Origin of the sequence: Nonomuraea maritima, from assembly GCF_900100395.1 — a bacterium.
In the GTDB taxonomy this organism is placed as follows: domain Bacteria; phylum Actinomycetota; class Actinomycetes; order Streptosporangiales; family Streptosporangiaceae; genus Nonomuraea; species Nonomuraea maritima.
Genome location: NZ_FNFB01000018.1, coordinates 83,584 through 95,252 on the forward strand (window position 1 = coordinate 83,584; position 11,669 = coordinate 95,252).

At 72.2% G+C, this 11,669-nt stretch carries 11 protein-coding genes; 4 read left to right on the forward strand and 7 right to left on the reverse strand.

The genetic code is table 11. From position 1 onward, the window contains the following. The gene (locus tag BLR04_RS25490; protein WP_090769823.1) at positions 1-933 is read right to left on the reverse strand and encodes a DUF2207 domain-containing protein; all 933 of its coding nucleotides are present in this window, start codon (positions 931-933) and stop codon (positions 1-3) included. Between the two features lie 74 nt (positions 934-1,007). On the opposite strand from BLR04_RS25490, the gene guaA reads away from it, so the two are divergent. The 4 genes from guaA (at position 1,008) to BLR04_RS25510 (ending at position 5,983) form a co-directional block, all read left to right on the forward strand. Then, positions 1,008-2,579 (forward strand): glutamine-hydrolyzing GMP synthase, encoded by a 1,572-nt coding sequence (gene guaA, locus BLR04_RS25495; protein ID WP_393502256.1) that lies wholly within the window; start codon positions 1,008-1,010, stop codon positions 2,577-2,579. A gap of 163 nt (positions 2,580-2,742) precedes the next feature. Beyond that, entirely contained in the window at positions 2,743-3,921 is a 1,179-nt protein-coding gene (locus BLR04_RS25500) for a PP2C family protein-serine/threonine phosphatase (RefSeq protein WP_090769929.1), read from the forward strand. Continuing rightward, entirely contained in the window at positions 3,918-5,516 is a 1,599-nt protein-coding gene (locus BLR04_RS25505; RefSeq protein WP_218129148.1) for a sensor histidine kinase, read from the forward strand. The genes BLR04_RS25500 and BLR04_RS25505 overlap by 4 nt, the downstream gene beginning before the upstream one ends. Further along, on the forward strand, positions 5,513-5,983 hold the full coding sequence (locus BLR04_RS25510; protein WP_090769826.1) for a response regulator: 471 nt from the start codon (positions 5,513-5,515) through the stop codon (positions 5,981-5,983). Before BLR04_RS25505 ends, BLR04_RS25510 begins: the two co-directional genes overlap by 4 nt. Here BLR04_RS25510 and BLR04_RS25515 read toward each other — a convergent pair. The 6 genes from BLR04_RS25515 to BLR04_RS25540 all read right to left on the reverse strand — a co-directional run bounded on the left by BLR04_RS25515 (position 5,980) and on the right by BLR04_RS25540 (position 11,485). Beyond that, positions 5,980-7,548 (reverse strand): hypothetical protein, encoded by a 1,569-nt coding sequence (locus BLR04_RS25515; protein WP_090769828.1) that lies wholly within the window; start codon positions 7,546-7,548, stop codon positions 5,980-5,982. The two genes, BLR04_RS25510 and BLR04_RS25515, sit on opposite strands and share 4 nt — an antisense overlap. A gap of 162 nt (positions 7,549-7,710) precedes the next feature. Beyond that, the gene (locus tag BLR04_RS25520) at positions 7,711-8,406 is read right to left on the reverse strand and encodes a polysaccharide deacetylase family protein (protein ID WP_090769830.1); all 696 of its coding nucleotides are present in this window, start codon (positions 8,404-8,406) and stop codon (positions 7,711-7,713) included. 103 nt (positions 8,407-8,509) lie between these two features. Then, on the reverse strand, positions 8,510-9,208 hold the full coding sequence (locus BLR04_RS25525; protein ID WP_090769831.1) for a class I SAM-dependent methyltransferase: 699 nt from the start codon (positions 9,206-9,208) through the stop codon (positions 8,510-8,512). Between the two features lie 3 nt (positions 9,209-9,211). After that, positions 9,212-10,408, reverse strand: a complete 1,197-nt coding sequence (locus tag BLR04_RS25530) for a glycosyltransferase (protein ID WP_090769833.1) — start codon at positions 10,406-10,408, stop codon at positions 9,212-9,214. Positions 10,409-10,550: 142 nt separating this feature from the next. Beyond that, on the reverse strand, positions 10,551-10,991 hold the full coding sequence (locus BLR04_RS25535; protein WP_090769835.1) for an iron chaperone: 441 nt from the start codon (positions 10,989-10,991) through the stop codon (positions 10,551-10,553). After that, positions 10,988-11,485, reverse strand: coding sequence for a pyridoxamine 5'-phosphate oxidase family protein (locus BLR04_RS25540; protein WP_090769837.1), 498 nt, complete (start codon positions 11,483-11,485; stop codon positions 10,988-10,990). The genes BLR04_RS25535 and BLR04_RS25540 overlap by 4 nt, the downstream gene beginning before the upstream one ends. Positions 11,486-11,669 lie beyond the last annotated feature (184 nt).

Sequence of the window (11,669 nt, forward strand, 5' to 3'; positions counted from 1 at the left end):
CTACCAGTGGCGGTCGTGGGCCAGCACCCGCACCGCCGCGCCCCTGCCGGGCTTGACCAGCAGCCGGACCGAGTCACCCGGCAGCACGTCGCGGTAGACGCCGGGCCCCACCTCGTACGCGGTGGCCCGCGCCGAGGCACCGTCGTGCAGGGCGACGTAGTAGCGGGGCGCTGATCCGGGCGCGAGGTCGGCCCAGCGCTTGACGACGTGCCCGGTGACCTCCAGCCGGTCCGTGGCGGGCGGCACGGCGGGGTCGATCTCGCCGCTCCGCCAGCCGCTGCCCGTGAAGATCCACTCCTGCTGGGGGTCGGCCGGCACCGGGCCCGGCGCGCTGACCTCGCGCCCGCGCGCCGTCAGCAGGAAGCCCCGGCCGCCCATGAGCAGGCCGATCCCGGCCACCAGCGACACCGCCGTCGCGATGATCCCGGGCCAGGCGATGCCGGACGCCGCCACGGTGCAGTACCAGGGGACGACGAGCGTGACCGCGAGCAGCAGCGGCACGGCCATGGTCGGCCAGCGCCGCCGGGCCAGCCCGAGGTCGATGGCGGCCTGCCTGACCAGGGGCACGAAGTCGGCGTCGAGGGCGGCGCCGCCCGGCATGAGCGCGACCACGGGCGCCTGCCGCGCCCCCGCCATCCTGGCGCGCACGCGTTCCAGCGCCCACTCCTCGTACGGCGCCGGCGCCGGTTCTTCCGCACCGGTCAGGGAGAGAAGGTCGCCGTCGATCGCCAGCCGGCCCCGTCCGGCCAGGTCGAGCAGGGTGGAATGGAACACGTCCTGGGCGCGCATGCCGCGTAAGAACTCCGCCACCGGCGCCGGTACGGCGGGATCAGCGGCCGGCTCGGCGTCGCCGCCGCGGTCGGACAGCTTGAAGGCGGCGACCAGCGCGGCCACCCAGAGCGCCCACGCCGCGACCGGCCAGACAAGATCCATCGTTCTGTGTTAGCACGTCAGCCCTCGGGCGGGCCAGGTGCAAGACGCGGGACCCGATAGACTGGGGCCACCGCATTCGCCTTTGGGAGGGTCCTTCCGTGTCTGAGTTCGACACAGTGCTCGTGGTCGACTTTGGCGCTCAGTACGCGCAACTCATCGCCCGGCGCGTCCGTGAGTGCCATGTCTACTCCGAGATAGTGCCCTCGTCGATGCCGGTCGAAGAGATGATGGCGAAGAACCCCAAGGCGATCATCCTGTCCGGCGGCCCGTCGTCCGTCTACGCCGAGGGCGCCCCGCCGGTGCCCCACGGGCTGTTCGACACGGGCGTGCCCACGTTCGGCATCTGCTACGGCTTCCAGGCCATGGCGCTGGCGCTGGGCGGCGAGGTCGCCCGCACGGGCGTGGCCGAGTACGGCGGCACCCCGCTGGAGGTGCTCGACCAGGGCGTCATCTTCACCGGCCTGCCCGCCAGCCAGACGGTCTGGATGTCCCACGGCGACAGCGTCGCCGCGGCCCCCGAGGGCTTCGCGGTCACGGCGTCCACCCGCGAGACGCCGGTCGCCGCGTTCGAGAGCCCCGAGCGCGGCCTGTACGGCGTGCAGTTCCACCCCGAGGTGCTCCACACCGAGCACGGCCAGGCGGTGCTCAAGCGCTTCCTCGAGGTCGCCGGTTGCCGTCCGTCGTGGACGATGCTCAACATCGTCGAAGACTCCATCGAGGCCGTGCGCCGCCAGGTGGGCGACGGGCGGGCCATCTGCGCCCTGTCCGGCGGCGTCGACTCGGCGGTCGCCGCGGCGATCGTCCAGCGGGCCATCGGCGACCGGCTGACGTGCGTCTTCGTCGACCACGGCCTGCTGCGCAAGGGCGAGGCCGAGCAGGTCGAGCGCGACTTCGTGGCCGCCACCGGGGTCAAGCTGCGCGTGGTCGACGCCGAGGAGCGCTTCCTGAAGGCCCTGTCGGGCGTCTCCGACCCGGAGGAGAAGCGCAAGATCATCGGCCGCGAGTTCATCCGCGTCTTCGAGGACGAGCAGCGCGCCATCATGGCCGACGGCCCGGTGCAGTTCCTCGTCCAGGGCACCCTCTACCCCGACGTGGTCGAGTCGGGCGGCGGCACCGGCACGGCCAACATCAAGTCGCACCACAACGTCGGCGGCCTGCCCGACGACATCGAGTTCACGCTGGTCGAGCCGCTGCGCGCGCTGTTCAAGGACGAGGTCCGCCGCGCCGGCGAAGAGCTCGGCCTGCCGCCCGCGATGGTCTGGCGCCAGCCGTTCCCCGGCCCCGGCCTGGCCATCCGCATCGTCGGCGAGGTCACCGCCGACCGCCTGGCGATCCTGCGCGAGGCCGACGCGATCGCCCGCGAAGAGCTGACCCGCGCCGGTCTCGACCGGCAGATCTGGCAGTGCCCGGTGGTCCTGCTCGCCGACGTCCGCTCGGTCGGCGTGCAGGGTGACGGCCGCACGTACGGTCACCCGATCGTGCTGCGCCCGGTGACCTCAGAAGACGCGATGACGGCCGACTGGGCGCGGGTGCCGTACGACGTGCTGTCGCAGATCTCCACCCGCATCACCAACGAGGTGCGCGACGTCAACCGCGTCGTCGTCGACGTGACCAGCAAGCCCCCGGGCACCATCGAGTGGGAGTGATCTCGGCCATACCCCTTCCGTGATCGCGCCCGTCCACGCATGGAGGTTGCGAAGCGGGGAAGAGAGGCTGTCCCCCGTCGCCGGCGCACACCGCGTACGGTGAGAAATCGGAAGGATGGTCAGGTGCTCGGCGTGCACGGTCCTGAAGGGCGGCGGGTCCCGCATGGCCCACGGATGTGAGGACGGCGGGCGGCCACTGGTGCTGCTCGTGGAGGACGACCCCCAGGACGCGCTGATCGTCGAGGAATTACTGGCCGACAGCGGCTTCTCCGTACGGCTGGAGTGGGTGCGGTCGGTCGACGCGGCGAGGCGCGCGTTGCCGCGCCTGCGCCCCCAGTGCGTCCTGCTCGACCTCGGGCTGCCCGACGCGCACGGGTTCTCGGCGCTGTCGGCGGTGCTGGAGGCGGCCGGTGACGCGGCCGTGGTGGTGCTCACCGGCCTGGCCGAGGAGCGCGCGGGGCTCGCGGCGGTGACCGCCGGAGCCCAGGACTACCTGGTCAAGGGCCGGGTCGAGCCCGAGTGGCTGGGCCGTACGCTGCGCTACGCCATGCAGCGCAAGCAGGCCGAGCAGGCGGTCGTGGCGCTGCACGCCGCGCGGATGCGGGCCGAGGAGAACGCCCGCCTCGAACGTGGCCTGCTGCCGACGCCGCTGCTGCAGTCGATGCCGATCGAGGTCGCCACCCGCTACCGCGCGAGCAGGGGCTCCGCCACGCTGGGCGGCGACTTCTTCGACGTCGTCGAGTCCGACGACAAGTGCGTGCACGTGGTGATCGGCGACGTGTGCGGCCACGGCCCCGACGAGGCGGCGCTCGGCGTCTGCCTGCGCATCGCCTGGCGGGCGCTGGTGCTCAGCGGCGTGACCGGGGCCGCCCTGCTGCGCCGCCTCGAACGCATTCACGAGGCGGAGCGGCCGGGAGCCGAGATCTTCGTGACGATGACCACGCTGCTGCTGGAGCCCGACCAGCGTACGGTGAGGCTGTGGCGGGCGGGGCATCCCGGCCTGCTGCTGCACGACGGCGATCAGGTCACCCTCGCCGAGTTCGGGCCGAGCCTCGCGCTCGGGCTGCCCGTCGAGGCCGACTGGCCTCAGGAGGTGCTGGAGCTGCCGGAAGGCGCCGGCCTCACGCTCTACACCGACGGGCTCTTCGAACGCCGGTTGCCCGGCGGCCGGTCGCGATGGCTGGGCGAGGACGGCCTGGCCGACCTGGCCCGCCGCCATGCTCATCTCGACGCCGAGGGGTTCCTCGACGCGCTGCTCGCCGACGTCGAGGCGGTCACCGCGCCCGAGGCCGCCGCCGACGACCTCGCCGTGGTCCACCTGCGCTGGAAGGGACGGTCGTGAACGAAGTGGGCTCCTGGCGGCGGCTGACCGTGCACGGGTGGTTCGTCGTCGTCTTCGCCGCCATCATGATCCTCGTCGTGGTGTGCGCGGGGGTCGGCGCCGTCACCCTCGACCGGACGAACCAGCTCACCGACGAGCTCACCATGCGGGTCTCGCCGGCCGGCATCGCGGCGGGCCAGCTGCAGAAGGCCCTGGTCGACCAGGAGACCGGGGTGCGCGGCTACCTGCTGACCGGTACCCCTGAGTTCCTCCAGCCGTACGCCGACGGCCTGGCCGCCGAGCAGCGCAGCGACGCGCGGCTGACCGCCCTCGTGTCCGGCAACCCCGAGCTGCTCGCCGACCTGGCCGCCATCAGGGAGCGGGCGCAGGCCTGGCGCAGGGACTACGCCGAGCCCCTGACCGAGCGGCGCCGGACAGACGGCTCCGTCCCCCCCGGGCAGGTCGAGGCGGGCAAGCGGGCCTTCGACGGCATCAGGGCGCTCCTGCAGCGGCAGCAGCAGCGGCTGTCGGAGCAGCGCGCGCAGGTCCAGGAGCAGCTGGAGGGGGCCGAGCGCACCCGTAACGGCGCGTTCATCGCCATGATCGTGATCTTCCCGCTGGCCGCGCTGTCGATGACGGTGCTGCTGCGGCGCGCGGTCGGGCGGCCGCTCGACGAGCTGCGCAGGGCCTCCCGCCGCATCTCCGCGGGCGACTTCGCCTACGCCATCCCCGAACGCGGCCCCGCCGACCTGCGCGAGGTGGCGCGCGACGTCGAGCAGATGCGCGTCAGGATCGTCGATGCGCTGGACGACTCGCGCCGCCAGCAGCTCCAGCTGCGCCGGCAGGCCGACGACCTCGACGCCCAGGCGGTGGAGTTGCGCCGCTCGAACGCCGAGCTGGAGCAGTTCGCGTACGTCGCCTCGCACGACCTGCAGGAGCCGCTGCGTAAGATCGCCACATTCTGCCAGCTGCTCGAGAAGCGGTACGGCTCGTCCCTGGACGAACGCGGCACCCAGTACATCCGGTTCGCGGTCGACGGCGCGACCCGCATGCAGGTGCTGATCAACGACCTGCTGAGCTTCTCGCGGGTGGGCCGCCTGCACGGCGACCGCCGTCCCGTCGACCTGGGCCGCACCCTCGACAAGGTGATCGACGACCTGTCGGCCGCGGTCGAGGAGTCGGGCGCCACGATCGAGCGCCCCGACGAGCTGCCGGAGGTGATGGGCGACCCCACCATGCTGGGCCTGCTGTGGCAGAACCTCGTCAGCAACGCCATCAAGTTCCGCGATCAGGAACGCCCGCCGGTGATCCGCGTCGGCTGCGAGCCCGCCGACGACGGCTGGCTGTTCTCGGTCGAGGACAACGGCATCGGCATCGAGGCCGAGTTCGCCGACAAGATCTTTGTGATCTTCCAGCGGTTGCACAGCCGTGAGGCCTACAGCGGAACGGGTATCGGCTTGGCGATGTGCAAGAAAATCGTCGAGAATCACGACGGCAGAATCTGGCTCGACTCCGCCCGCACCGGCGGCGCGCGCCTGTGCTTCACGCTGCCGGCCGGCACTCACCGGTCCCGGCCCGAGCCTGCGGGCACCGACCACGAAGGAACCGACCCATGACGACCGGGCATCCCATCGAAGTGCTTCTCGTCGAGGACGATCCCGGTGACGAGCTCATCACGCGCGAGGCGTTCGAGGACAACAAGATCCGCAACAACCTCCACGTGGTGCGTGACGGCCTCGAGGCGCTCGACTTCCTCTACCAGCGCGGCGTCCACGCCGGCGCGCCGCGTCCCGACCTCATCCTGCTCGACCTCAACCTGCCCAAGTACGACGGCCGCCAGGTGCTGGAGCAGATCAAGGGCGATCCCGAGCTGCGCGCGATCCCCGTCGTCGTCCTCACGACGTCCTCCGCCGAGGAGGACATTTTGCGCAGCTACAAGCTGTACGCCAACGCTTACGTGACCAAGCCCGTCGACCTCGACCGGTTCATGACGGTCATCCGGCAGATCGACGAGTTCTTCGTCACGGTGGTGCGCCTGCCGGGTCGCGTCTCCGCGGCCGGTGGTGACGAGCCCACCGCCTAGCCGTCCTGGTCGATCCGCGGGTGCGGCAGCGCCGGGATCGGCTGTGTGATCTCCTCCAGCGGTTGGGTCGGTTCGTCCTCCGGATCCGCGACACCCGGCACCGGCTCGGGCAGGGGGTCCGTGGGGTCGTCCTCGCGTTCCGCCGGCGGTGTGGCCGCGGGCCGCAGCCGCCGCCACAGCGCGCGTACGCCCTGCGCGAGCAGCGAGCCGGCACTGCCCAGCAGCAGCGGCACCATCAGCATCCCGATGACGATCGGCGCGGCCATGTACCGGAAGTCCTGCGCCGAGATGTTGACCAGCACGGCCACCTGCTGACCCGCCACCACCGCCGCCACCGCGAGCACGACGCGGTCGCGCAGCGCCCACGCCGCGAGCGCCGCGGCCGCGTAGCACAGGTACGCCCACGACGCCCCCCGCCACAGCATCCAGTCGTAGCGGGGCTCCAGGGTCGCGGTCAGCCACCTGTCGGCCGCTCGGTGCAGCTCCGCGTTCAGCGGCCGGAGCGAGAACACCTCCCTGCCGGGGAAGTCGGCCACCTTGCCCGGCCCGACGTACGCGTCGGCGTCCGGCTGCAGCGAGAACCGGTAGGTCACGCCGCTCTGCTCGGGACGCCACGCGATCGCGCCCCGGCACCACCGGGCCGCCACGACGGTCGCCGGGTCGGTCACCAGCAGCCGCCGCCACAGGGCCAGCAGCTCGGAGGCGCGCATGTCGGCCTGCGTCCAGCTGAAGCCGTTGCGCCAGATGAGCGGGCTGACGGTGTGGCACGTGCCGCTGTCGCGCCAGTGGGCGAGCGGCGCCACCGACTCCAGCAGGGCGAGGTCGGGGCCGGTGAACAGCTCGGGCCGCTCCCGGTAGGCGACCGCGATGTCGCCGTACGCGGTGTGGTAGACGTACGTGTTCGACGCGGGCGCGATGCCGAGGCGCGGGAAGAGCATGGTGTTGAGGGCGAGCGGGAGCGCGGCGGCGATCCCGCCGACGACCAGCAGCCGCACCCGAGCCGTACGGACGACCACCGCGAGCGCCGCCACGGCGAGCCCCGTCACGAGGAACCCGTTGGCGCGGAACAGCCCGAGCGCCGCGAACAGCGCCCCGAGCGCGAGCAGCGCCGGCACGGTCACGGCGCGGCGGGCCGCCACGCGGGCGCACACTCCCGCCACCGCGACCGCGCAGATCGTGAACGGCACGTCCTTCCACAGCGTCACCGTGAACGCGCCGACGGGCGGAGCCAGCGGCATCAGCAGGGCCACCACGGTGGTCAGCGCGCGCGGCGCGCCCAGCGCCTTCAGCGACTGCGCCAGATACGTCAGCGCGGCCGCCATGGCCGTCGTCTGCGCGAACGTGACGGCCCCGAGGTCGCCGGTCACGGTGAAGCTCAGCCACATCAGCGCGTCGTAGACCACCGAATGGTCGCTCACCCACGGCCCGGCCATGGTGTGGCTCAGGTAGAGGACGGAGTCGCGGCTGAACAGGCCGGGGTGGAAGGCCGCCCACCAGACTGCCAGGATCGCCTGGACGACCAGGAAGATCGTGAGGGCGCCCCTGGGCCTGCTGTCACTCGTCATGGTTGCGACCTCGGGCTGCCGGGCGGCGTACTACGTCCTGGCAGGCAGCCTGCCGCATGCCCGTACCGTCAGCGGCGCAGCCACGCGGCCCCCGTGACGCTCCTTTTTGCCCGTCTTGGGGTCCTGGCTACGGCCCGGCCGGGCCGCGTGGCTCCTGGCGCCTCAGCGGTGGAAGTAGCTCGTGCCGGCCTTCGGGCCCTTGCCGCCCAGCAGCGTGGGGACCGTGACGAGATGGTAGCCCTGCTTCTTGAGCTCCTTGAGGATCTCGGGCATGACCTTCACCGTCTGCGGCACCACGTCGTGCATGAGGATGGCGCCGTCGCGCTTGGCCAGCCGCATCACCGCGGCCTTGATCTTCTTGGTGTCGCGCAGGTCCCAGTCGAGGGTGCTGCCCGTCCACATGATCTCCGCCAGCTCCTGACCGTCGGCGATGCTGAGCACGCGCTGGTCGGTGTGCCCGTACGGCGGGCGGTACATCTTCGGCCGCACGCCCGTGGCCTTCTCGATCGACTCCTGGCCGGCCTTCAGCTCGGTGAGGACCTCGCTGTCGAGCAGCGACAGGAGCCGGGCGTGGGAGTAGGTGTGGTTGCCGATCGCGTGGCCCTTCGCGAGGATCTGCCGCGCGATCTCGGGATGCTGGTCGACCCGCTTGCCGACCAGGAAGAACGTCGCCTTGACCTTCGCCTTGGCGAGGGTCTTGAGCAGGGCGTTCGTGTACGGGCCCGGGCCGTCGTCGAACGTGAGGGCCAGGCACTTCACCCGGCTGCAGTCGACGCTCGCCGTGGCGGCGGTCGTGCTCGCCTGGGCGGGGACAGAGGTCAGGGCCAGCGTGGCCGCGAGAAGGGCATGAATAACCACAGGCGAAGCCTAACGGCAAAGCTTTCGTCAAGATCGGGGTGTCCCGTGAAGGCGGTGGTTCTTCGGGAGAGGGCCTTCAGTCAGCGGGGGTCCTGCCCCTCGGTCAGTGGGGGAGGCGGGCTCGCAGGAAGAGGGTGACGCCTTTGAGCGTGGTGGTGGGGAGGTGGCGTTCGGTGCGGATGATCGCCGTCAGGGCGGTGTTGACCAGCGGCGACGTCCGTCGTAGGTCGCTGCCCCGCGAGCGGCGGCGGTGCAGGGCGACGACCGGGCGCAGGAGCACGTTCCAGCTCCACACCCGCTCCACCTCCAGCCCCGCCTTCTCCACCACGACGGTCAGCGACTCACGCTCGTAGCGGCGTACATGCCCGACGGCGTCGTCGTGAGCCGACCACAGCGCCATGTCGCACGGCACGGCGAGCAGCGCGTGCCCGCCCGGCGAGAGCACGCGGGCGATCTCCGCGGTGACCAGGTCGTCCTCCTCGATGTGCTCCAGCACGTCGAACGCGGTCACCAGGTCCACGCTGTCCGCCTCGAACGGCAGCGCCCGCGCGTCGGCGCGCACCGCGTTCAGCCCGCGCTCCCTGGCCACCTCGACCGCGGTCTCGCAGAAGTCGGTCGCCGCGGCGTCCCAGCCCTCCTCGACCAGCACCCGGGTGTTGCCGCCGCCGGCCGCGCCGAGGTCCAGCGCCCGTCCGGCACGGCCCAGCCGCCGTAGCTCCCGGCGCAGGACGGCCCGCCGCTCGCGGTACCACCAGTGGGTGCCTTCGAGCGCGGTGAGGCGGCGGATCTCGGAGCCGTCCATCGATCACTTCCTCGTACGGGCGGGAAGAAGGGTGAGCAGGAGGTACGCGGCGGCCACCGCGAACGCCACCACCCCGGCCTCCGCCGGGCGGCCCGCGCCGGGCGGTAGCGCGAGCACCGCCACGGAGGTGAGGAGCAGCCCGGTCGCGAAGAGCGCCGCCGCGCGAAGGTACGGGGTGGCGCGCGGCCGGGACAGCCACCGGCGTCCGGCCCCGGCGTGGAGCAGCCCGACCAGGGCGAGCGCGCCGAGGTTCGTCACCGACGGCGGCCACAGCTGACGCAGCGGCAGGTAGACGAGAGCGCACAGGAGGCCGGACAGCGTGCCGACGGCGGCGAGCGAGGCCACGCGCGCCGCCGTCGCAGTCCCCCGTCGCGGGAGCACCGCGTCGGGATGCGTCGGGATCGGCTCGGGCCGCGCCACGGCGACGCGGGCGCGTCCTCTCGCCATCGACCAGGCGACCCGTGCCAGCCCCTTCAGGTCGTCGACGGCGGTACGGAAGATCCGGACACGCGAGTCGGCGTCCTCGATCCAGTCGACCGGCACCTCGTGCACGCGCAGCCCGTTGTGCTCGGCCAGCAGCAGCAGCTCGGTGTCGAAGAACCAGGAGTCGTCCTCGACCCTGGCCATGAGCGGCCTGACCACGTCGGCCCGCGCGGCCTTGAAGCCGCACTGGGCGTCGCTGAAGCGCGCGCCGAAGCCGTACCTGAGCAGGAGGTTGTAGGCGCGCGAGACGATCTCGCGGCGCAGCGTGCGCTGGGTGCGCGCGCCGTGCGCCAGCCGGGAGCCGAGCGCGATCTCGGAGTGCCCGCTCGCCACCGAGGCGACCAGCGGGAACAGCGCACCGAGGTCGGTGGACAGATCGACGTCCATGTACGCGACGATGTCGGCCGGGCTGTCGCGCCACGCCGCCCGCAGTGCGGCGCCACGCCCCCGGACGTCGAGTCGGCGGGCGTGCACCTGCTCGTGCTCGCGGGCCAGCGCGGCGGCGACAGGCCAGGTGGCGTCGGTGCTGCCGTTGTCGACGATCGTGACCCGCCACGGCAGCGGGAACTCCCGGTCGAGGAACGCGGTCAGCGTACGGACGCAGCCCGGCAGGGCGCGTTCCTCGTTCAGCACGGGGATCACGATGTCCACGTCGGCGAGCCCGAGGCGGGGAGCGGGGAGACGGGGGCTCGGCTCGGTGGCGACACGCGTGTCCATGGACTCCCCTGGGATGCTCGGCACGGGCGGGTTCACCGAGCATCGTGACGGCGGGGTCCAGAGGGGCGCGTACGATTTCCCGTCAATATTCCGCGAAGCAGGACCAGGCTTTGCCTGAGGGCGCCGGGCCCCGCCTCGGGACTCAGCCCAGCGCCTGCTTCACCAGAGCGGCGATCCGCGCCTCGACGTCGGGGGTGACCTCGGCGAGGGCGAAGACCACCGGCCACATGGTGGCGTCGTCCAGGTTCGCCTGGTCGCTGAAGCCGAGGGTGGCGTAGCGGGTCTTGAACTTGGCCGCGGCCTGGAAGTGGCAGACGATCTTGCCGTTCCTGGCGTAGGCCGGCATCCCGTACCAGAGCCTCGGCGCCAGCTCCGGGGCGGCGGAGGTGATGACCGCGTGGACACGTTCGGCCATGACCCGGTCCGACTCCGGCATCTCGGCGATCTTCGCGAGGACGTCCTGCGCCTCCTGCGCCGCCTTGTCCGCGCGCGAGCTGCGGCGGGCCGCCTTCTTGCCCTCCTCGGCGTGGTCCTTCATGGCGGCCCGCTCCTCGGCCGTGAATCCCTCGTAGGTGTTGCTCATGACAGGTCTCCTTCGGAGTCGTGATGGGGGTCGGCGAGCCAGGTTCCGTCGACCATGAGGTCGCGCCCGGCGAGTTCGTTCACCTCGCGCCAGGCCTGCACCTGGAGCGGCTCGATGCGGAAGTAGGGGTACGACGTGCGCAGACGGCGCGGGTCGAAGCCGGTCTTGGCGGCGAAGGCGTCGCCGATCTCGGCCGGGATCTCGGCGGCCGGCGTGACCTCGCGCAGCTCGCCGTCGATGAGGACGACGTCGCGCGTCGGTCCGAGCGCGATCCGCACCTTGCCGGTGGCCTCCAGGAACCTGGCCGTCGGGTTGGACCTGGCCGTGGAGATGAGCAGGGTGCGACCGTCCCACAGGAACGACAGCGGCACCATGCAGGGCGATCCGTCCTGGCCCGCGGTGGCGAACCAGGCGTCGACGTCGCGCTCCAGCCGGTCCAGCGTGTCGCGGACGCGCCGGCCGATCGGGCGGGCCGGAGGGAGGTCCGCGCTCATCGGTGCCTCGTCCCGTGGGTGGGGGAGCCGGTCATGGTGTGCTCCTCAAGTGCTCGTCAACGTGTACGCACAGTGTGTCCCGCGGCGCACCACCCGGACATCCGTGGTGACCACGGATCCACCCACGGAACCACCACAGTGCCGATCACCGAGTCGGTCGCGGGGTCACCCCGGTCGCGGAGGG